The organism is Pseudomonas marvdashtae, assembly GCF_014268655.2.
In the GTDB taxonomy this organism is placed as follows: Bacteria; Pseudomonadota; Gammaproteobacteria; order Pseudomonadales; family Pseudomonadaceae; genus Aquipseudomonas; species Aquipseudomonas marvdashtae.
The window spans coordinates 146426-168895 of the sequence record NZ_JABWQX020000003.1 but is presented as its reverse complement, the minus strand read 5'-3'; the positions used below and the strand labels follow the sequence as shown (position 1 = coordinate 168895).

General features: G+C 58.8%; 10 protein-coding genes. 3 read left to right on the top strand and 7 right to left on the bottom strand.

All coding sequences use genetic code 11. The features are described 5' to 3' along the window. Positions 1-98: 98 nt before the first annotated feature. Together HU742_RS26850 and HU742_RS23605 are read left to right on the top strand one after the other, a co-directional pair. Positions 99-5096 carry a dermonecrotic toxin domain-containing protein gene (locus tag HU742_RS26850; protein WP_225923652.1) on the top strand — a complete coding sequence of 1666 codons (4998 nt, stop codon included), beginning with the start codon at positions 99-101 and terminating at the stop codon, positions 5094-5096. 137 nt (positions 5097-5233) lie between these two features. Then, entirely contained in the window at positions 5234-10597 is a 5364-nt protein-coding gene (locus HU742_RS23605) for an OTU domain-containing protein (protein ID WP_186644905.1), read from the top strand. A 195-nt stretch (positions 10598-10792) separates the two neighbouring features. On the opposite strand, the gene HU742_RS23600 is transcribed toward HU742_RS23605, so the two are convergent. Genes HU742_RS23600 through HU742_RS23590 form a run of 3 tightly spaced genes read right to left on the bottom strand, consistent with a single transcriptional unit; the run spans position 10793 to position 12565 of the window. Continuing rightward, positions 10793-11464 (bottom strand): GNAT family N-acetyltransferase, encoded by a 672-nt coding sequence (locus HU742_RS23600; RefSeq protein WP_186644904.1) that lies wholly within the window; start codon positions 11462-11464, stop codon positions 10793-10795. Between the two features lie 10 nt (positions 11465-11474). After that, entirely contained in the window at positions 11475-11921 is a 447-nt protein-coding gene (locus tag HU742_RS23595) for a GNAT family N-acetyltransferase (RefSeq protein WP_186644903.1), read from the bottom strand. A 2-nt stretch (positions 11922-11923) separates the two neighbouring features. After that, positions 11924-12565, bottom strand: a complete 642-nt coding sequence (locus HU742_RS23590) for an FMN-binding negative transcriptional regulator (protein ID WP_186644901.1) — start codon at positions 12563-12565, stop codon at positions 11924-11926. Positions 12566-12665: 100 nt separating this feature from the next. Between HU742_RS23590 and pdxR the strand changes: the two genes are divergently transcribed. Beyond that, positions 12666-14210, top strand: coding sequence for a MocR-like pyridoxine biosynthesis transcription factor PdxR (gene pdxR / locus HU742_RS23585; protein WP_186644899.1), 1545 nt, complete (start codon positions 12666-12668; stop codon positions 14208-14210). A gap of 41 nt (positions 14211-14251) precedes the next feature. Here pdxR and HU742_RS23580 read toward each other — a convergent pair whose 3' ends face one another. From HU742_RS23580 to HU742_RS23565, 4 genes are all read right to left on the bottom strand, one after another. Further along, on the bottom strand, positions 14252-18850 hold the full coding sequence (locus tag HU742_RS23580; RefSeq protein ID WP_186644897.1) for a dermonecrotic toxin domain-containing protein: 4599 nt from the start codon (positions 18848-18850) through the stop codon (positions 14252-14254). Positions 18851-18965: 115 nt separating this feature from the next. Then, positions 18966-20066 carry a polyamine ABC transporter substrate-binding protein gene (locus HU742_RS23575; protein ID WP_186633168.1) on the bottom strand — a complete coding sequence of 367 codons (1101 nt, stop codon included), beginning with the start codon at positions 20064-20066 and terminating at the stop codon, positions 18966-18968. A gap of 11 nt (positions 20067-20077) precedes the next feature. Beyond that, a complete protein-coding gene (locus tag HU742_RS23570; RefSeq protein ID WP_186633166.1) occupies positions 20078-21109 on the bottom strand; it encodes a histone deacetylase family protein in 1032 nt (343 codons plus the stop codon). Between the two features lie 336 nt (positions 21110-21445). Next, positions 21446-22438, bottom strand: a complete 993-nt coding sequence (locus HU742_RS23565) for an AraC family transcriptional regulator (RefSeq protein ID WP_186644895.1) — start codon at positions 22436-22438, stop codon at positions 21446-21448. Positions 22439-22470 lie beyond the last annotated feature (32 nt).

The following is a 22470-nucleotide window of genomic DNA, read 5'->3' as shown; positions in this document are numbered from 1 at the left end:
GCGCCACGCAGCTGTGGCGACGCTATATATATGTATGTCTGCCGCGCCCTTACGACGCGATAGGTTCTGGACTTTCCAACCACAACTTGGACAGTCCAATGCCTTTCGATTCAACAAATGAAACCAGCACGTCGTCGCTACCCAGCGATGTTCGATCCGTCAACGATCAGCAAGCCCTCGCCCAGCCTGACCAGGGCGATGTACAACGTCGCCTATTGGAGCTCCTGGATATCAACCAGGAAAAACTGGTCCGTTTGTTCGCCAAACTCCCAACGTTCGATACGGTGATCAAGAATCTGCTGGTCAGCACCATCAAAGCCGGGATTGCGGCGCAACAATTTCGCGGCTCGCAATTTCCGAACCTGGACCCTGATCACTGCTATGTGAATCACTTTACCGTTGACCCGAACGGTGAGCGTTCACTGACGTCCTCGCTGAGTTTTACTGAGGTGCTATGGGAATGTCTGCTAACGGATAAGCCTCCCATTTTCACCACCGGGGAAGTGGGATTTTTCTCCCGTCCGGATACCGTGGACGAAGTTGACAGTCTGTTTGCGGGCGCGGTGGATGGGCGAATCCTAGGGGCCATGGCGTCTGCCTTTTATATCGCCAACCCCACCACTCAGGACAAAGTGAAGGGTCAGTTCCGTGACGAGCTCAAGCTTTTTCACACCAGCCAACATTGGAACGGCTCGCTGGATTCCACTACGCCTTCGACAATGGAAGCGGCGTTCGCCCATCTGCTTTACCAACGGTTTCAACATCTTTTCGACTTGTACAAAGTCGATCAGCCCCCCTCCTCAGAATTAACCCAAAGTGCGCGAACCCAACGGATCGAGGAAGAACGCCTGCTGGATATCATCACGACGCATCCTGATAAGACAGCAAGAAGCCGATTGATGCGGGCGCCCATCCCACATGTCTATGCCGTCATGCTGGACATGGGAGCCGAGGCATCCCAGACATGGCCCGCGGCAATGGTAATCAAGCGAGTGGACGGGCTGGCGCTGTTTCTTTACTCCCTGGAGGGCGGACTGCAGCGATTCGATTCTTTTCAACAGCTGGTCAATGAAGTGCAGCCTGTCTATGAAGGACGAGTGCACACAATCCGAGATATTTCATCCGAGCTCACCGGGCATGTATTCGATGTCGCGGCACAAGAGCTGCTGGTGGTGCAAAGCGCAGCGCTCGAAAGAGCAGTGAATGCACCGCAAAACGCGACGATTGCTGTAAGAGCGTTTGCAAACAACGTCGAGGTTGCGCTGGTTCTGCCAATGCTGTCGCTGGCCGGTCCGCTGCTTTTTCGCATGGCAACAGCGATCGAAAACAACCGGCCCGATTTCTACAAAACCGCGACACGTTTGGAACGAGCTCATTATCGCCGTTTGGAGGGCAAGGCAATGGACGCGGCCTACCGACTGGGCGGCGGCATTCAGTCGATCGAGCAGTTCGCCCGCCAAAAGATCCGAGCCTATCTTCGGCAAACAGTGCACACCGATATAGATCCCGACCCGGACAAAACAATGATCACGCTTTCTTTCGGGAAAAGCATCGAGCCGAGGAGTTCCCGCACTACCCACTTGACCCAGTTGATGCTCGACAACATCCGTTCGCCTCAGTATCCGAATGCACTGAGGGAGGTATCGAGCGTTTACTTGATCGACGGACATGGCCAACGTATCCGGCACCCGGCCAGCGGTATCCACATTACTTTGGCGGGGGATGAGCTTGCCACGATGGCGACGACGCTCGATGTCGGTGGGAGTTATGAAGTCGTGCTCCGAGACGCACTGAATAAGCCTGGCTACAAAGCGGCGTGGCAGGCAGCGTACCTGGCCAATATAAAGTTCAAGACGTACGAGGCGACGCTCAGAGGCGAAGCGGTGTTCAGGGTCGACGCACTCGATCAGACCCTCAAGCCTGCGAAATCCAGAAAACTGCTCGCTCTCTGGTTGCGGGTCATCGCGGCGTCGCCGTCAGCGGAGGCGCGCCCGCTGGTTTGCGGGCGCCAGGTTCATGTCTACGGTCTTCTGCTGGGAGGAAGCGTGGGTATGGGTGGACAGAACGGGACGATGGGCAACGCGACTAGCATCGACGGCGCACTGATCTTTACCGATCAGCACGGGCCGGTGATCAAGGGGACCGTTGGGGTTTGTTTTCCGGACGCTCCAAAGGGACAAGACCTGCATGAATTCTCTGATTTGAGTGACGGTGTCACAGAGCTGCTGAAACAGGAGGAGTGGCAAACTTATTTCCGTTCGCGCGTTGCCAGTGTCGATCAGGAGGAAATAAAAACGCTGCTAGGCCAGCATCGCAGTCGTCCTCTGGTTCGGGGGGTGCTTATCACCGGTGATTTTCTTGAAACCCATCATTGGGCGCACGTTAACTTTCACAGCGCGTACGCGGATCACCGCTCCACCAGCAACCGGGATATACAGCGTGAAACCGCTTTAAGGGTCGGCATGGCGGTGGTCGAAAGCGTGATGGATGTGGTGGGTTTGCTGTTCACGCCTGGCTTTCGATTGCTCAAGCGTGCAGTGGAGGTTGGCTACCGGACATTCAAGACCGGTATCCCGATGGACCTGAAAACGCTGTTGCGTGTGCATAACGTCGCCACTCGCAAAGGACGACGACCTGTTCACGGCGTCATCCTTCCATTGCGGGACCAACCCGTCCTCAAGGCGTTGGCAGTTCCTCAGAACCAAGGGGAAGTGTTGATGGGGCTGCCGTTGGAGGAGGCGCTTTATCGTCGTTATGCCGTGACGGATGAGTCCTTGATTCGGGGCGTTTCGGCGGACGCCCAAGGTTTTTATCGCCCCACCGTGACCGATAATGTTACCGGTAGCGTCACGCGTCCCGTCTACGTACGGCAACCCGACGGGACGGTTTTCCGGGTTCACGATCACACGCGTTTGAACGCCACCGAAGCCACCCTTGTCGATCCGTTGACGGGCTTGAGCATTCGTACCAGCGGTGTGATGAGGAGTACCGTGGCGCGGATGCCCGATGGGGAATGGCGCGCCGTAGGGTTTGGCCAGGGAGGTGGGAAACGTCCGGGAGAGATGACTTCCCAGCCAGGCCCGTCAAAACCGAAGAGACCTGCCACTTCGTCCCGCGCGGCTTCTGATCTGGTACGCACGCCAGGGGTTTGGGACGAGGAGGTTGTGGACCTGGTCCCGGCAATCATGACTCGCTTGCCGAGTTGGCCGCAGAACCGAAGTTTGCTGATCATGGATGAAATAGCCCCGGAACGTGATTGGTCGGTGCGTTTCTCCCCTGGGCATGCTGAAAGCGTTTATCCGATGAGCGCTCATCCGCATAGAGCACGCACCGATATCGTCTTGAGGCGTGTGGCGCGTAATCATTACAGCCTGATCCTGCCGGATCGTGTCGAAACTTTGGACCCGGACGGCGATTGCTTCTTCAATGCTATCGCCCGAGGTTTGAACGAAGGGCAATCGCAAGAAACTTTCTCCACGCAAGGGTTGCGTGATGCCGCGGCCGACTATATCGACCAGCACCCCGAATTGAGTCCATACCTGCCGGTACCACAGGCCACCACTCAACAAGTCCTGCTCAATAGGGCACCGCCGTTGAAATCCCTGTTGGGCCGAGATGCCTTCGGCTTTTTGACGCGGATCGTTCATGGCGGTCCCAACCCGCATGGGTTGTTTCGACCGACCCTGAACTATCTGAGGCTATATGGAGACCGTGTGAACCGTAGTGTCTTGGCTCAAGCGCAAGACGCTGACTTACCTCCTCAGAGGTTGCAAGCGATGGGTCACTCTCTGTCACCCCGGGCTCCGGGTCCTCTGGATAGAGGGTACGGGCCTTTATTTTCCTCGGATGAAAAACGGTTCTTTCGCCGCTTTCTACAAGATGTTTTGCTGGAGCCCGTCCAGGGCCGTCACATCGATGAATTGCTCGACGACAGCCAATTTGTACTGAGTCATCACCAACTGCATATCATGCTCGAGTATGGCGTCACCTCCTGGGAGTTGGCATGGAATCATCCCGTCTCCAGGGAAGGTTATGTCATGTATGACGAGGCCGTTCACGGACATCTCGACGAGGATGAACTTGAGCAAGTGCTGGAGGGTGCAACGCTGGTGACTCGCAATGATCTGGAGGACTTATCGGCCAACATCAAACGGATTACTGGCCGAGACGTCGACAACGATAAAGCGTTGCTGGGGTTGCTGGTCGAATACAACTCAGCGGATGCAACGAGAGATTTATATCGTAGCGCGCTAAGGCGTTTTCCCGATCTGCAGAGGCGGGCTGGAATTCTCCTCGAATCCCGGATCATTGCCTTTACCTTGGCCGATAAATTGAGCGTAGCTTTATTTGCCAGTTGGTTGCGCAATCCGGCTATAACCGAGGCACGGCTGCGCATGATTGCCGAGTATGCCAATACTCGCTATGACGAGCTGCTGAGTAATAACCACCTCGATATCGATTGGATGCGACCGTTCAGTGATCGCAACCTACAAAACCTTTTCACTCATCAACAAGCGTTAACGGGCCTCTTGAGGTTTCTTGGAGGCGCCCGGAGCGATGCGGGTGATATTGGCATGCCTGCTGTCGCGGGGTTGTTCAGGTCACCCGATCAGGCTGTTTCAAATACCCGAGTCGCGATGTTATTCAATACCCCGGGGCTTTGGGACTCCCTTCAACTTCTCCCGCAAGACATGGCCCGGCAAATCTGGAACGAACTGATCGGGCCGTATTTCAGCGATGCCAATATTCAACGGACACTCAGGCATCCTGGGGCGCTGGGCTCCGGGTTGAATTTTGCGGTTGCGTTAAGGGACAGCCTGGAGCCCGATGAAGCCCGTGTGAATCTCATTGTTCAGGGGTTGTTGAGCATCGGCCAAGGGCGGGCCCAGCAATACCTGTATAACTTTGATTTTCCAACCAACCGCCTGGGTCATAGCCGTCTGGATTTTGCCTTGTATCTGGAAAACTATCTGACAGTGCCGGAATGGGCCTGGCAGTATGCGAGAGAAGGCGTGACGCCGGACTCGCTCAGGCCGTTCGGAGCGATGAAAAGACACGATCCTGGCAAACTACGAACCTTGACCACCCCGGACTAAGTTACCCGACCGGTTTGGCAGGACATTCAAGCTTACGATTTTCGCCGCTTGCGCAGCGATGCCTATATATATGTATGCCATTTGCGTTTCAGCGACGGGATAGGGTCCGGTTTCCTCAATCAAAACCGGACCCTTGAATGTCTACTCTTCCCGAAGATAAGCCGGGCACGCCAGCGAACACGGCTGTAGCCTCTTTTAAGCCCATTACCCTGTTACCCAGCGGCCTGGAATTTCAACCGCACCCGTTTGCCGATCAGTGGCTGCTTGAAAGAGGTCTTGCCGGTGACACCCTGGTTAAGGTCACCTACCAAGAAGTCGATACGGTTGACTCGGCAGCAGAACTAAAAAGCGTTTCGGTGCCTTTGCGCAATGCCGTGACCCAGGGCTTTTCAGTCGCCTATCAAAGCACCGATACGGTCGCCAGCGTTGCGCGCCCGGCCCGCGAAGGCTGGGTTTATCCACACCGAAGCCATTTATCAGTGAACTTCGCGCCGTTGAGCGTCAATGGCCAAGCCCTCTCGCAAAGCCTCCTGGGCGAGTTGAAAGCGGGTATTCCTCACAATTATCGGAGCATTGACCAACCCGCTATTGCCCCAAGCGAGGCTCAAGGCGACCCGCTCAGCCCCAAGGGAAAAGAGCAGGCCAGATTATTGGGTTCGCTGGATACCAACCAGGCGAAACTGGTGCGTCTGTTCGCCGGTCTTCCGACGTTCGACACCGTGCTGAAGCGTTTGCTGGTCGACACCCTCGAAACAAAAATTCTCCCGCGCAAATTACGCGCCGCACGGCCTGAGGAGATTGATCCGGACTTCTGCTATGTGAATCACTTCACGGCTGACTCGAACGGTGGGCGCTCACTGACGACTTCGGAAAGTTTTACCGACGTCCTGTGGCGATGCTTGCAGACGGACACGCCCGAGACCTATACGGGCGGCGGTGTGGATTTCTTCACCCGTCCGGACTCGGTGAAGGAGGCCGACAGCCTGTTTGTCGGCCCGCCGGACGCGCAGGATCTACGCGCGATGGAGACTGTGCTTTACCTCGCCAACCCCACCACGAATGAGCGCATGAAGCGCCAGTTTCACGACGACTTGACCCAGTTTCGCAACCGTCTTTACCGCGAAGCGTCCCTCGAGCTGCCCACCACGGCGGCGGCCTTCGCTCACTTGCTTGCCCTGCGATTCCTGCACTTTTTCGACCTGTATAAAGTTGATCGGGGGCCAGCCACCCCACTCACGCCCAGTGAGCGCATCCAGCAGCAAGATGAAGACCGCCTGGTGGACATCATTACCACCCATCCTTCCAAAGCGGATCGAAGCCGGTTGCTGCGGGCTCCCATTCCCCACGTCTACACCGTGATGCTAGACATGGGCACGGCGGCACCGCAGAAATGGCCCGCCGCGATGGTGATCAAGTTTACTGATCGCCTGACGTTGTTCCTGTACTCCCTGGAAGGTGGGATACAGCGATTCCGTTCGGTACAAGAGCTGATCAGCAATGTGCACCCGACCCATGAAGGGCAGGAGCGCACCATCCTCGATATTTCGTCCGAACTGTCCGGGCATGTGTTTGAGGTGGCGGCGGATGACCTGCTGCAACTGCAAAGCGCCGCCCTGGAAAAGGTCCTGAATGCGCCAGGAAACGAGACGCTCGCGTTGAACGCTTTCGCTCAGCGCGCCGAAAGTGCATTGGGCCTGCCCATGTTGTCACTGGCCGAGCCCCTGGCGGTGCGCCAGCAAACCCTGGTGGAAAACAATCGCCCGGGTTTCTACAAGGCCGCGACCCGGTCCGAGCAAACCCAATATCGTCGTCTGGAAGGGCAGGTATTCAAGGCCGTCTACGCCTTGGGCGGCGGTGTGCAGACGCTGCTGCAGTTCACGCGCCAGCAGATCAGGCAATACCTTGAGCGCACCGTGTATCCAGGCATCGAGCCGGACGCGGACAAAACCGTGGTCACGCTGTTCCAGGGCAATATTGCCCGTCCGAGCCAGTTCCGTACCAGCAGCCTGACGCAGTTGATGCTCGATAACCTGCGCCCGTCTCAATACCCCAACGCGATGAGGGAAGTCCTGCCGGTTTATCTGCTCGATCGACATGGCCAGCGTGTTCGGCACCCGGCCAATGGTTTCTTTATCACCTTGACGGGCAAGCAGCTTGCCGAGATGGCAAGCCATCTTGATGTCGGGGGCCGTTATGAAACCCTGCTGCGCAAGGCGATGAACGAACCTCGATACAAGGCCGCCTGGCAGGCGGCGTATCTGGCTAACTTGCAATTCAAGGGCTACGAGGCTTCGCTCAGGGGCGACAAGGTGTTCAAGACCACCGTGCTCGATAAGGCATTCGACCCACCAAAACCTTGCAAGCGGGTGGCTTTCTGGCTGGACACGGTCTTGCGTTCGCCGACAGCGGCGGGGCGCGCCCGGGTCGATGGGCGCAAGGTCTGCGTCCATGGCTTGGTACTGGGCGGCAGCGTGGGGGCAGGAGGACAGCAAGATGCGCTGAACAACGCGGTCAGCATCGACGGCGTATTGATTTTTTCCGATCAGGACGGCCCGGATATCCACGGCACCGTGGGCGTCTATTTCCCGGACAGCCCCGGTGGTGAAGATTTCCATGAGTTCGCTGACCTGAGCGACGGCATCGCCGGGCTGTTGCCGGAAGAACAGTGGCAGGCGTATTTCCGTTCGCGCATTTCCACGCTCGATCTCGCGCAGATCAAGCGCCTGTTGGGCCAGCAAGGCGGTCGGCCGTTGATTCGTGGGGTGTTGTTGAGCGGCGATCTGTTTGAAAGTCTTCACAAGGCCTATGTCGATTTCCAAAGCGCCTACGCGGATCACCGCTCCAACAGCAACCGGGATATCCGTCATCAAGCCGCGGCGAGGCTGGGGATGATGACCGTCGAGCTCATCGTTGACCTGGCCGGCCTGCTAGTACCGGGTTTCCAAATGCTCTTGCGCGCTATCAAGACCGGCTTGCTGGTGCTCAGGACTGGTGCTGTCCCAACGAACCTGGCCACCCTGGCGTTCGTCGATCGTGTGGCAAACCATGTGCAGAAAGGGCTGGCCGTAGGGGTGAGCGTTCCGGTACGCGGCAAGTCCACTTTCCTGGCGGTGACGGCTCGCCAAAGCCAGGCCGAAGCGTTGGCCGGGCTGCCGCTGGAAGATGCGCTTTATCGCCGTTATGCCGTGACGGACACGTCGTTGCTACGAGGGGTTACACCGGACCTGCAAGGTTTTTATCGCCCTACGATCACTCAAAACGCCACGGGGAGCGTGACCCGCCCAGTGTATGTGCGACAACCCGATGGGACGGTGTTCCGGGTGCATGACCATACGCGGTCGAGGGCCACCGAGGCGACCATCGTCGACCCTGTCACGGGGCTGAGCATCCGCTCCAGTGGTGTGAGCAGAAATACCGTGGCGCGGATGCCCGATGGTGAGTGGCGCTCGGTAGGGCACGGCTGGGGCGGCGGCAAGCGCTCGCGATCGCCGTCCCCCCAACCAGGCTCTTCAAATCCCAAGCAGCCTGCCGCATTGCCTCGTAGCACTTCCAATCTGGTGCGCACGCCAAACGAGTGGGACGTCGAGATCATGGATCTGGTGCCTGCCCTCATCACCCGGCTGCCGAATTGGCCACGCAACCGCAGCTTGTTGATCATCGAGCAAAGACCGGCGCATCAGGACTGGTCAGTGCGCTTTACGCCGGGACAGGTTGAACGGGCTTATCCGGCCATTGATCATCCGCTGAGATCAGACACCGATGTCGTCTTGAGCCGGATCGGTGAGAACCATTACAACCTGATGTTGGGAGAAACTGTCATCAGGTTCGATGCCGATGGTGACTGCTTCTTCAATGCCGTCGCCCGGGGATTGAATGAGGGGCAGGCCCCACAGCGGTTTTCGATGCAGGGGTTGCGCAATGACGTCGCCGATTACATCGACCTGCATCCGGAAGTAAATGATTACTTGGTGGCGCAACCCTCCGGGATTCAGCAGGCACTCTCTGATAATGCACGGACGCTGGCAGACATCATGGACGAGCCGGCAGTGCTCGACCTGACCCACGTCATCTATGGCGGTGCCAATCCACATGGCTTGTTTCGGCCGATCCAGAATTACTTGGACGTGTATGCAAGAGAATCGGGACGTCGGGTATTGGATCAAGCCCAGGCGGCTGACTTGCCGCCGGAGATACTGCAATACATCGGAAACTATTTATCACCGCGCATGCCGGGTCGCTTGATGCTGAGCAGCATTCCGTATTACACGCAAAAAAGTCAGGCCTTGCAGGCATTCTTCGAGGATGTGCTGTTGCAGCCCATCGACCGCCGGCAAATCGCCGAACTGCTCAATAACGAATACCTCATGCTCTCTCAGGACGTGGTGCACATCATGCTTGAATACGGCATTCGGGCCCGTGAGCTGACAGACCATCACCCTCGCAATGGAATGGCCTACGTCAAGTACGATCAGGCCGTGCATGGCGGTCTCACCGATGAGCAGCTCGACGAACAACTCAATGGTGCTCTTTTGGTCGATCGCGACGACCTGAAGGAAGTGGCAGGACGATTCGAGCGTGAGACGGGCGCACGCATCGATGACGATGTCGATCTGATGGATCAGTTCGTGTACTACGACAGGGTCGAGGACCTCACGAATCTGCTCTTGGTGTCCCTTGAACGTTACCCCGTGTTGTTGGCGCGGGCCCGGATACTCCTGCGCAGCCCCGTGATCGCTTCCAATCTGGGCGGCCTGTTTCCGGTGAACGCCCTTGCGGCATGGATACGTAATCCGGCGCTGAACGACGCGCGCCTTCAAATCATTGCCGGCTATACCGGCAGCCGTTATCAAGAGCTGGTGAGAAGGGGCGGCATTGATATCGATTGGATGCGACCATTCAACGATCGCAATCTGCGCGATCTTTTTTTCCATCAGGACGCCTTGGTGAGTTTTTGGGATTTTCTCCAGGGAACTCGGCCCCTCGATGGCAGCAACATGTCGACGGCCATGGGTTTGTTCAACGTTTCAGGGCAGATGGCTTCCAATAGCCGGATCGCGATTTTTTTCGAGACCCCGGACCTGTGGCGATCCATTCAAACCATGCCGGGTATCTCAGCGCATAGCGCCCGGCGAATCTGGGACGATTTGGTCGGGCCACAGTTCAGCGATGAGAATATCCGGCGAACATTGGCGCAGCGTGATTCACTGAGTTCCGAGTCGGCTTTTACCAGCGCGCTGATCGACAGCCTTACGCTCGACGAAGCCCACGCCCATCAGGTCATTCTCGGCACCTATGGTGTGACGCCAAGACAAGTCCTGCGTTTTCTGCGCAGCTTTGATTTTCCAGGGACGACTGCAGACCACAGCCGCCTGACGCTGGCGCTTTACCTGAGTCGTCATGGATCGATACCGGATTGGGCTTGGCAGTATGCCCGAGCGGGGGTGACGCCCGAATCGCTGCGGTCGTTCCTGGCCGCACGCAAAACGTCGATTCCCAAATGATTTGAGTCGTTATGTGGCGAGGGGATTTATCCCCGCTGGGCTGCGCAGCAGCCCCAAAAGGCTGAACACAATTAACCTGATACACCGAGGTGGCAGGTTTTAGGGCTGCTGCGCAGCCCAACGGGGCGGTGCGACGTTTCGCTAAATCCCCTCGCCACAAGGGCAGCCGCCACGGGTAGGTGGCCGGCAGCAGCCCTAGAGCCGGCACTCCACCAAGCCGCGCACCTGCCCGTCCTCGCGCTGGTTCTCTTCGCTCAACCAGCGCTCGAACCCGGCGCCGATGGCGGGCCATTCCGAGTCCAGCATCGAGTACCAGGCCGTGTCGCGGTTCTGGCCCTTGACCACCATGTGCTGGCGGAATACACCCTCGAACGTAAACCCCAGCCGCTCGGCCGCATATTTGGAGCGGGCGTTGGCGTTGTTGCACTTCCATTCCAGGCGGCGATAACCCAGGGCGAACGATTCTTTTGCCAGCAGATAAACGGCTTCAGTGCTTTTCGGCGAGCGCTGCATCGGCGCGCCGAACGTCACGTGGCCGATCTCGATGCGGCCTTGGGCCGGGACGATGGACATGAGACTGAGAATGCCCTGCACCTCGCCGCTGGCACGGTCGATCACGCTGAAGAAATATGGGTCGGAGTTGGCGGCATGGTTGTTCAGCCAGGCGTCGAACGTGACGCGATCCTTGAACGGACCATAGGGCAAGTAATCCCAGAGTTTCGGGTCGGCCCCGGGACCTTCGAGGGCTTGCCACAGGCCGTCGGCATGCCGCGCCGGGTCGAGTTTTTCCAGGCGAATGAAACGCCCTTCGAGCAAATGCGCGGAGGGCGCCGGGGCACCTTTCCAATCAGCGAGTGAAGTCGTCATGAGGCGCTCCTTAAAGGGCTTTGCGAAATTGAATGAAGCCTGGGCGTTCGGCGATGCGCTCGTACAGCTGGATCGCCGTGGCGTTGGTTTCGTGGGTCAACCAGTGCACCTTGCAGCAACCGTCGGCCTTGGCGGTGGCGTAGACGAATTCGATAAGCTGGCGACCCACACCGGTGCCACGGCTCTGTTCCGTCACCAGCAGGTCTTGCAGGTAGCAGGAATTCTCGATGCTCCAGTTCGAGCGGTGATAGATAAAGTGCACCAGGCCCACCGCTGTGTCGCCCTGCCAGGCCAGGGCAGCATGGGTCGGTTCACGCTCATCGAGCAAGCGCTGCCAAGTGCTTTGGCTGACCGCCTCCGGCAGCTCGGTGTTGTAGAACCGCAGGTAGGCTTGCCACAACGGCAGCCAGGCAGCGTGATCGGCGGCGTTGACGAGGCGGGTTTCGGGCTGGCTCATGTTCACTCCTTGGACAATTGTTCAGGTATCAGGTGGGCGAGGGCCCGGTCCTGCGGATCGGGACTGGCGGCGAGCCCGTTGCGTACCCCGGCGACATCCGCGGGGCTGCGGTTCTGGCTGAGCTTGCGCTTGCCTTCCAGACGCTGGATGGGCAGGGCGAAGCCGACGATGGCTTTGAGCATGCTGTCGATGTACTCGGCCGGTGCATCATCGATCTTCCATGGCTGCCCACGACCGGCTTCGTGGCGGTCGGTGAGGGCGCCGACCAGGTTGCGCAGGCGATGAGCATCGCTGAACACCTCGGCCTTGCCGTAGGCGTGTACGGCCACGTAGTTCCAGGTCGGCACGACTTTGCCGTGTTCGGCCTTGCTCGGGTAGAACCCCGGGCTGACATACGCCTCGGCACCGGCGAATATCACCAAGGCTTCGGCGCCGGCTTCGAGGTCGCGCCATTGTCGATTGGCCCGGGCCATGTGCCCATAAAGGCTGCCGTTCGGCCCCTGTCGCGTGTCCAGCAACAACGGCAGATGGCTGGCCTGCAAGCCGTGTTCGCCGTGGGTGACCAATACGGCCAGGCGGCAGTCGCCCATCATCTGGTGCAGTTGGGGCAGGTCTTCGATGGCAAAGGCTTTGGGGTTGTACATGATGATTTTCCTTGGCGAATGCGAGCATCCTAGGCAGGCTATTGGTCTGTTGTAAGAGCCACTTACGACCAATTCGATAGGTCCATTTGCGAGGGCTGTCATGCACAACGCCGCGCCGCCACTGTCGTTCAACCCCGCGGGTATCGAACTGGACCGCCGTCATGGGCTCAGCCGCCAGCTTTACCAGGCGTTGCGTGCCCGAGTGCTGGACGGGCGTCTGGCCAGCGGCACGCGCCTGCCGGCCAGCCGTGACCTGGCGGCCGCCTTGTCGATTTCGCGCAACAGCGTGGTGCGGGCCTATGACCAGCTCTACGCCGAGGGTTTCATCGAAGGGCGGGTTGGTGACGGGACTTACGTGGCGAAACTGTCCACGACGACCTTGCCGCTGAAAAACATATCCACAAAAGTATCCACAGGCTTTTCAACAGGCTTACCCACAGCCTTATCCACAGATTGGCTCGATTTACCTGTGCTTCCATCCAGTAAAGTTATCCACAGCGACGCCTTGAACCGCGTCGAAAACCACCATTTACCCCCGCCACCCAGTGGCCCGCCGCGAGCATTCAGGGTCGGCGTGCCGGCTTTCGATCTGTTCCCTTTTGACGTCTGGGCCAAGCTGAATGCGGCTTTCTGGCGCAAGCCGGATCTGCAACAGCTGTGTTATGGCGATTCCCAAGGGGACGCACGCTTGCGCGGGCTGATCGCCGCTTATTTGCGCAGCTCCCGCGGGCTGCACTGCACGGCTGAGCAAATTGTGATCACCAGCGGCGCGCAGCAGGGCATTAGCCTTTGTGCACAGCTGCTGGTGGACCCGGGCGACGTCGTGGCGGTGGAAAATCCTGGCTATCGCGCGGCGGGGCATGCGTTCGCCGTTGCTGGCGCCGACGTCAGGGGCGTGCCGGTTGATAGCGATGGCTTGGATTGCACGGCGCTCGGTGCGTTGAACCACTGTCGGCTGGCCTACGTCACCCCCTCCCACCAATATCCGACCGGGGTGGTCATGAGCCTGCCACGACGCCTGGAACTGTTGGCCTGGGCCGAGCGCAACGACGGCTGGATCGTCGAGGACGACTACGATGGCGAGTACCGCTACAGCGGCGCGCCCCTGGCGCCCTTGGCGGCGTTGGACGGCCAGGGCCGGGTGCTTTACGTCGGCACGTTCGGCAAAGTCGCGTTCCCGGCCCTGCGCCTGGGCTATCTGGTGCTGCCGCCAGGCCTGGTCAGCGCCTTCGCCCGCCGGCGTGCCGTGGACGTGCGCCACTCCGAAGTCAGCACCCAGGCCGTGATGGCCGAGTTCATGGCCGCCGGGCATTTCCAGCGGCATATCCGCCGTATGCGCAGGGCCGCCCTGGCTCGGCGTGATGCGTTGCTGGCGGGCTGGCCCAAGGCTGTTGCGGGTATGGGGGCCATGCCCACCGTCGTCGCTGGGTTGCATGTCACGGTTGCCGTGGACAGCATCGAGCGTGAGCGTGAGCTGATTGCCCTAGCGACGGACGTGGGGGTCGAAATCAATGGTCTGAGCAGTTATTGGTTGCCCGACACCTCCTCGCAGAGGCGCGCCGGGCTGGTGCTGGGGTTTGCGGCGGTCCCGCCAGCGGCGATTGGCAGTGCGCTGGCGAGCCTGGAGAAGGCCTGGAAAACCTGATGGCCCACAACGGGGATATCAATCGCAGGCCGGGCGTTGGCTCATGACCGTTTCTCCGGGAAAAAGACCTGTATGGCCTGGTCCACGGAGATTTCGCCGCGGTAAAGGTCGATCAACTGACGCTGGCTCAATTCATCCGTAGAGATCTCGGCGAAGCCCGAATCGACTTGTTCCAAGGTTCTGAGGCGCGCCGAAAGGAACGAACGGCCGGTGACCCAAAACGTGGAGTAGTGGAAGTCAGCGAACCAGAGCGTTTTGCCGGTTTTCTTATCCTTGATGTCGTACCTGTCGAGATAGAATTTTTCCGGGATCTTGATGCGGCGTCGGTTGATTCGTTTGGTGACATGGATAAGGTTCCGGTCTTTCAACCAGATCACACCACTCATGGTAGGCGGGCTCTGCTTGATAAGACCCAGGACGGTGTCGTATTCCTCGGCCCACAGTGCTGTCGACTCTTTCTTGAGTGACAATCGCAAGGATTCGGCCGAGCGCTGTTTTTCCTCCGGGAGTTCAACCGTTTCGTTCGTCATGACGCTTTCTGCCTGGTCGAGGGCTTTTCTGATCGCCACCCCGACTGCCTCCATCCGGCTTGCATGCGCGCTCAAGATCATTGCCACGCCAGCAGGCGTGCGTTCTGGCTGCTGCAGGTCTTTTTCGATTTGCGCCTTGAAAGCAGGCAGTCCGTCGATCAGGGCTTGGCCCTTTCGAAGGCTTGTTTCCAAGGGCGGGATCGCCTGCGGTGTGTTGACCGTTACATGCTGGACCCATTCACCTGTTGCCTTGCGGTGGAATGTCGCGATGATTTCACCGGAGAACGGATTCTTCACGTCGACCCAACCCGCTTCTTCGGACGGCCCGGATAAACGAGGCTCACCACTGACGAAGCCCCAAAAGCGGGTCCTGATAAATTGTTTCCTGGGCCCGGGACGTTCTTTATAAGGACCGCCTGAGCGTCGCTGGATGCTGCGCTCATCCAGGGCTTGGGCCAGATGGCTCAACGCTCTTTTCTTGGAATCGCTTATTCGCTGGCGCAGGCGAATGAGTTGCTGTCGATTGACGCTGTCGTTGTATTCGCTGCCCAGATAGTCGAGGTGCTCTTCGATACCGGCGAACTGTTCCGTCAGGCCTGCGAGTACGTCGATCTGTTCGTCCAGCCGGATTACGCTGCGTTCATCCAGCGCGTCGCGCAGGGTTTGGAAAGCCACCATCGCGTTGTCGACCAAGCGGTTGATTTCCAGCCAGCCTTCGGGCATCGTCCCGACGCTTTCAAGGGTCAGGCAGAGGTGGCGAAACAAGTCCAGTTGAAGAAGTCGTAGATCGTCGCTTTGGTACGACGGCATCTTTGCACGATGCTCCCGGACAATCTCGAAGCCTCCGCGTCCTTGTTGCTTGAGCTTGGAGAAGCGCGTTTCCATATACTCAAGGCGCTCAATCATGTCGTCACCGATCCGAATCATGTTGTCGGCGGCGTCGATGTGTTGTTGCTCCAGCGCATTGACCTGAGACAGGCTCATGTCCCTCGTTTGGTCCATGGCGGGGATCAAGCGCTCTCGCAATACGGCCATTTCCGCGAAGGTGAAGTTTATCTGCGCGTTCAAGTAGCCGAGGCATACTCGTGGGGAGTCGGGCCTTGACTGAAAGATCGGCCATTCCATCAATGCGTTCAGAGCCAACTCGTAGTTATCCCGCTGTGCTTCCAAGGTCGACACGTAGACATCACGATAAATTGCTCTGGCATCACCGGAGGCTCGCTCCATCGCCTGAGCATCCATGGTCAGCAACCGCTCGTTGGCCAGTCTCTGGTTTTCGAATCCGTTGAGCTCGGCAAGCAATTGAATGCTTCGCCGCTGAGCGTAGACGTCGGTTTCTCGCCTGACGCGTTTTGATCCACCGCCGCGTAGCCGCAATCGGCTATCGACCCGCCATTGGCCATGGACATCATGGACAAGGGCGGGCCCGGTGCGTGTTTTGTCGATGATGCTGACTTGCTCGGTCTCGACGGCGACCTCAAACCAGTTGTCCGCTATTTTCACGTACCACAGCCCGTCTTTCTGATAGAGGCCCTTGAGCGCACCTTCGCTCATGGGGAGTCCGGGCTCGTCGGGGGCCGCGATGCTGAAGCTATCAAGGAATCGGACGTCCTTTTTGGATACGCCCATCAAGGCGCCACTGGTATGGATAGCGTCGTAATGTTCCAGTGCCACTTCTTTTGGGATAAGCGGCGCGAGTGTATCGATAACCAGTTCGGCTTCCGGTTCCGGTTCGGGCAGGCTGGTCTCCGAGGCGATTTCCGGGGCTTCTGAAGGACGGCTGCGGTTGTTTGCCCTGTTGCGGTCGATGGCGATATTGATGACGCCTAACGCCACGTTGAGCAGCAAGTCGACGAAGATCTCCCACTTCGCTTGGCCCGCGGATGCCTCGTCGTTTTGCGTCAGTTGCTCAAGGTCGGTCATTATTTGCCAGAGCCAGAGCGTGGTGTTCGCGGTCGTACCGAGATAGGGCAACGCCAGGGAGAAAATCAGCCAACCCGCTTGCTTGAAAGACGCCCAGCGGTTCTCGCTATTGGAGACTGATTGACGATCAGCGAGCGTGACCAAGGCGTCGGCATTGGCCTTGAACAGCAGCGGCATAAAGTCGTTCCCCAAGGATTCGTCGCTGAGACTGACGGGGCCGGCGGTGCCCAACGACGCCATGGCGCTTGTCGCAAAATCCACAACGGTCCAAGGCGAGGGCAGGGCGCCCGGAAAAACGTATCGGCTGTAGGTTTCCCGGACACCGTCGGGCAGCCACGCCAACACCGACTGCCGCAAGGAAGCAGTTTGCCTGATGGCATATATCAAGTTGCTGAACGAGGGGAACTGCCAAAGCTGCGGTTCGAGCATCGGACGGTAGAGCAAGCAAGGACCGGCACTTGATGTCTGCGGGCCGATCACGAACATGTTGGCAACGATGTCCTCTGAAAGGCCCAGTTGCAGTTCGGGCACGAACGCCAATTTGCGCAGGACAATGGCTTGACCGTCAGCCTTGCGGTCGGCTTGCGAAGGCTCCACCAGCGCCGCGACATATCGGCAACCACGGTCATCTATATTGCCCAGCCCACGCAGTTTGCCTTCAAGCGCAAGCATGGGCAGTTGTATACGTAACTGTTCGGTATACAGCTTTTCCCGGCGGGTCGACTCTGCCGGATCGTCTAGCAATTTGGCTTTGACCAGCTCTGGATAGACACGGCCGATATCGACTTGGGTGATGAGATTTTCGACATATTCCACCGTTACCCATGCCGGGAGTTCGGTCCCGTCCAGAGCCCTGACGGTTTTGTTGCCCGATGGCATTGCTATCAGGTTCTGCAAGGCCAGATCGACGAGGTTGAACCGGGTCGTGTCCAGCTGGAACGGAACGACAAACGCTCCCCAGACGATGGGGCTCTGTATTTCGATTTCAATGTTTTTCGGGGCCGGCGTCGAAGCAGCGCCATGATCGGCCTGCATCTGGGTCGTCAGGGCGTTGGACGCGTATTTCTTAATGTCAGGGATATCGTCCAGGTAGGTTTTGCCGGCATGCGAACTGCTCAATGCCGAGAGGGCTTTCATGTACTGCGCGAACAGGACCTGATCGGTTTCCGACGCTGTCTTCAGCCACTCAGGTATTTGATGCTGGAACCAACGTTCTCCAGGTCCGGTTTCCATATTGGTCGACGCATCGGCATCGGCGAAGAACTCATACAGCGTGGTGTGCGGGATGCCAAGGATCTGGATTTGCATGGCAATGAGCCCGCAGGCCTTGTTATCGAAAATGCTGCCGCTGGGCTCGTAAAGCCGCCACTGTATTTTCGCGATGCCCTCCGCGTTCCCCATATGGGTTGGAAGGGATTGTCCCAGTGCACGGCGTGAGTCGAATTTCTCGTATCCATTGAGTAACGAGTGCGTGAGGATGACCTCCTTTCTGTCAATCTGGCCGATCAGGACCACCAATGAGTTTTCGTTCACAGGGGTGATCCGTTCGCCATCGACGATCTCGATGTCGACCAGATACGCGTGGCTGTCAAAATTATCCTTGCGGTCTTCTGGGTTGGGGTGGAGAAACAGCTGCCTGGCCATATCGCACTCAGTTGCCGTCCAACCTTCGACCTGCTTGACGTTCCAGAGCTTGCGCAGCGTGGCGGAAAGCTCCCGCCAGCGCGCATCGTAATTGCCAAATGGAGTGTTCCAGTAAGTCAGTTGCTTTTCCTGGGCGGCCGTCGGCATGGCGGGCGTCAATTCGTTGATCAACCGTCCGATCTGGTCGATGCGCACCGGCAAATGCATCTCGGGTGTGGTGAGGGGAAGACGGGTCAGAAAGTGCAGTCCTTCAATCAACAAGGTCGGCAGGCTCGCGTCCGCTCGCTCGGCCAGCAAATCGCTGAGAGATTTATAGCGGGTGGGGAGCTCTACGATTTCGCCATCGACAATGTCCCAGTCCGGTTCGCCGATGACAGTCGTGTAGGGATCCAGGTCCAGAGACGGATACATGTCCCTGAGTGCATCGCGCAGCAGTGCGGCGGCGACTTCCGGGTAGCTGGGGCCCCCAAGCAATTGATTGAGCAGAGCGCCTCTGATGCTTAAGTCAGATATCGAGTCTGTGTCGGTAGGATGAAGCGTCATCTGAGTATCCCTGTCTCGAGAATATGAAAAACCCGAAGCGAATGCTTCGGGCTGTCATGCTAGAGAGGCAGGGGATGGGGAAGGTGGTAACTATTTATATGCGATCGTCCTTGGATTACTGGCCGGATTTGATCCGCGTCCAGGCCCGCGTGCGTGCGCGTTCGGCGTCCCTCGGCAAGGGTTGCAGGGTATAGAGCGTCGCCATGGCGGACTCGGTCGGATACAAGTTGGGGTTGCCGCGGATCGCCGGATCGACCATCTCGGTGGCGTCCTTGTTCGGGTTCGGATAACCAACAAAATCGCTGACCGGTGCAATCACCTGCGGCTGCAGCAAATAGTTGATGAAGGTGTAGGCGTCGTCCGGGTTTTTCGCGCCCTTGGGGATGGCAAGCATGTCGAACCAGATCGGCGCGCCTTCCTTGGGCAGGCGCATGTCCACCGTCACGCCATTCTTGGCTTCCTTGGCGCGGTTGGCCGCCTGGGAGAAGCTGCCGGAATAACCGACCGCGACGCAGATGTCGCCGTTGGCGATATCGGCCATGTATTTGGATGAGTGGAAATAGGTGATGTGCGGGCGAATCTTCATCAATAGCGCTTCGGCCTTGGTGTAGTCCGCCGGCTTCTTGCTGTTGGGATCCAGGCCAAGATGCTGCAAAGCCAGGGGCAGGATTTCCGAAGGCGAATCGAGCAATGCCACGCCGCACTGCTTGAGCTTGCTGATGTTTTCTTCCTTGAAGATCAGGTCCCAGCTGTCCACTGGCGCGTTGTCGCCCAGGGCGGCCTTGACCTTGTCCGGGTTGAAGCCGATCAGGATGGTGCCGTACATGTACGGCACGGCGAACTTGTTGCCCGGATCGTTGGCTTCGATCAGTTTCATCAGCTTGGGATCGAGGTGATTCCAGTTCGGCAACTTGCTGCGATCAAGCGGCTGAAAAACCCCGGCTTCAATCTGCTTGGCCAGGAACACGTTGGACGGCACCACCACGTCATAGCCGGCATTGCCGGTCAGCAGCTTGGCCTCCAAGGCCTCGTTGGTATCGAAGATGTCGTAGACCAGTTTGACTTGAGGGTTCTGCGCCTTGAAATCGTCCAGCGCCTTGGGCGTGATGTAGTCGAACCAGTTATAGACACGCAGGGTGCGCTCCTCGGCCTGCGCCACGCCGCACAGCAGCGCGGCGCACAGGGCTGGAGCGATAAAACGCTTGAGTCTGTTCATGCTGTTATTCCTCATTGGGCGCTTTGGAAACCTTCAAGAACGTTCACGGCATTGATGCCAATTTCTGCCACTGCATACCCGCCTTCCATCACGAACAGGGTTGGCTTGCCAAGCGCTGCGATGCGCTTACCCATCGCCAGGTAGTCCGGGCTGTCGAGCTTGAATTGCGAAATCGGGTCGTCCTTGAAAGTGTCCACGCCCAGGGAGACGACGATGACGTCGGCGTCGTAGCGTTGGAGTTCGCCGCAGGATTGCTCCAGGGCGGCGCTCCACGTGTCCCAGCCTGAGCCTGCGGGCAAAGGATAGTTGAAGTTGAAGCCCTCGCCGGCGGCTTCGCCGCGCTCATCGGCATAGCCGAGGAAGAACGGAAACTCGGCTTCCGGGTGGCCGTGGATCGAGGCAAACAGTACGTCGCTGCGCTCGTAGAAGATCGATTGAGTGCCGTTGCCGTGGTGGTAGTCGACATCGAGGATCGCGACTTTTTTGTGGCCTTGGTCAAGAAACGCCTGGGCAGCGATGGCGGCGTTGTTGAGGTAGCAATAACCGCCCATCAAGTCGCTGGCGGCGTGGTGTCCGGGCGGCCGGCACAACGCAAAGGCGCTGCGCGCACCCCGCTGGATCTCGGCCTGGGCGGTGAGGGCAACTTGCGCGGCGCTGTAGGCGGCTTGCCAGGTCCCGGCGGTAATCGGTGCGCCGCCGTCGAAGCTGTAATAACCGAGCTGGCCGTGCAGGCTGGTCGGGATGACGGGGCGCAGGGTACGGGCCGGCCAGGTATAGGGCAGCAGATCACCGTCGCGTTTGAATTCGGTCCAGCGGTCCCAGGCGCTTTTGAAAAATTCCAGGTACGCCTGGGTATGGATGCGCTGGATTGGCCCGAGGCCGAAATCCTCAGGTGCTCTGACCGGACCCAGGCCTTGGGTCTTGACCCGGTCCAGCACATGGTCGGCCCGGGAGGGCATTTCGAAGCAGGGCATCAATTGCCCATCCATCAACTCGCAGCGTCCATGGTGCAGGTGGTGATCGTCCGAGTAGATCGTCAGCATTTTTATTCTCCGCAAGGCTGATTCGCTTGATCACAGTTTTGCGGCGTATGGGGTTTTGGAGAACGGCAGGGAAGGCCAAAAGGGGATCGAAACGGCCAAAAGGTTTGACCGTAAATCGCCCCTTGTTGGCGCGGGCGTGCGCTGGTTCGGGGCGTGACGTAAAGCTGTTGCTGGAAAACCCGTGGCGAGGGAGCTTGCTCCCGCTGGGTGGCGAAGCCGCCCCAATCAATTCGACGCATTTCTATAGATGGATCGCGTTGGCCGGTTTGCGACGGCTGCGCCGCCGAGCGGGAGCAAGCTCCCTCGCCACGGGGATCGTGTTGAAACCAACGCGGATCACGGCCGGAACTGACTCGGCGCCACGCCGCTCCAGCGTACGAACGCATGGCGAAAACTGGCGGTTTCGCTGAAGCCGAGCAATTCGGCGATCCGATAGATCGGCAGTTGGTCCTCGCAGAGCATCTGCTTGGCTCGCTCGAAGCGCAGCTCATCCAGCAGTTCCTGATAGCTGCAACCCAATTGCTTGAGATGCCGACGCAAGGTGCGCGCCGAACAGTTCATGTGTTCGGCCAAGCCTTCCAGGCCTGGCGCAGCATCCAGCTGTGCGCTGAGCAACTGGCGGATCCGTCCCAGCCAGGCCTGCCGGCCGGTGAACTCGGTGTTCTGGCGGCGGCAGCGTTCCGCCATGGCGTGGTGGGTGATGGGGTCGGCCAATGGCAGCGGTTGTTCCAGCCAAAGGCGATCGAAAGCGAAGGCGTTGTCGATGCTGTCAAAGCGCACCGGGCAATCGAACAGCGCGCCGTAGCGTGCGTGATAGTCCGGTGCCGAGTGCTCGAACCGCGCAGCACGCAAGGGCAGCACGTGGCCGAGCAAGTCGTTGCAGATCACCTTCAGCGAGACCATGCAGAACTCGGCATTGAACACCGCCAGGGCCGGGTTTTCCCGATAGTCACTGGCGCTGAGCCAGATATGTTGGCCGTCATCTTCCAATGCCAGCTCAAACAGTGTTCCCAGTAGCGCTGGGTAACGCAGCGCCAAGCGCAAAGCGTCACCTAAGGTGGCGCTAGTGAGCAGGGCGTACCCGAGCATGCCGTAGGACGAAACGTGCATGTTGAGGCCCAGCTCCAGGCCAATGTCGCGTTTGAGCGCGACGGCGTTGGCGCAGACCTGCATCTCCTGGTTGGTGGTGATGCGCGTATCGGCCCGGCTCAGGTCCGCGGCGCTGATGCCACTGCCGGCCAACAATGCATCGCTGGGCAAGCCTTCGTTCTTGAAGGCGTTGAGCACCAGGGAGACGGCGTTGAGCGTGGTGAGATGGGAATGCAGCATGGTCCGTTTCCAGACTTGGGAGACTGGAAGCG

Bases quoted from the DNA above. Each gene is read 5' to 3' on its own strand.
- HU742_RS26850 (WP_225923652.1), top strand. From the start codon at position 99: ATGCCTTTCGATTCAACAAATGAAACCAGCACGTCGTCGCTACCCAGC.
- HU742_RS23605 (WP_186644905.1), top strand. From the start codon at position 5,234: ATGTCTACTCTTCCCGAAGATAAGCCGGGCACGCCAGCGAACACGGCT.
- HU742_RS23600 (WP_186644904.1), bottom strand. From the start codon at position 11,464: ATGACGACTTCACTCGCTGATTGGAAAGGTGCCCCGGCGCCCTCCGCG.
- HU742_RS23595 (WP_186644903.1), bottom strand. From the start codon at position 11,921: ATGAGCCAGCCCGAAACCCGCCTCGTCAACGCCGCCGATCACGCTGCC.
- HU742_RS23590 (WP_186644901.1), bottom strand. From the start codon at position 12,565: ATGTACAACCCCAAAGCCTTTGCCATCGAAGACCTGCCCCAACTGCAC.
- pdxR (WP_186644899.1), top strand. From the start codon at position 12,666: ATGCACAACGCCGCGCCGCCACTGTCGTTCAACCCCGCGGGTATCGAA.
- HU742_RS23580 (WP_186644897.1), bottom strand. From the start codon at position 18,850: ATGACGCTTCATCCTACCGACACAGACTCGATATCTGACTTAAGCATC.
- HU742_RS23575 (WP_186633168.1), bottom strand. From the start codon at position 20,066: ATGAACAGACTCAAGCGTTTTATCGCTCCAGCCCTGTGCGCCGCGCTG.
- HU742_RS23570 (WP_186633166.1), bottom strand. From the start codon at position 21,109: ATGCTGACGATCTACTCGGACGATCACCACCTGCACCATGGACGCTGC.
- HU742_RS23565 (WP_186644895.1), bottom strand. From the start codon at position 22,438: ATGCTGCATTCCCATCTCACCACGCTCAACGCCGTCTCCCTGGTGCTC.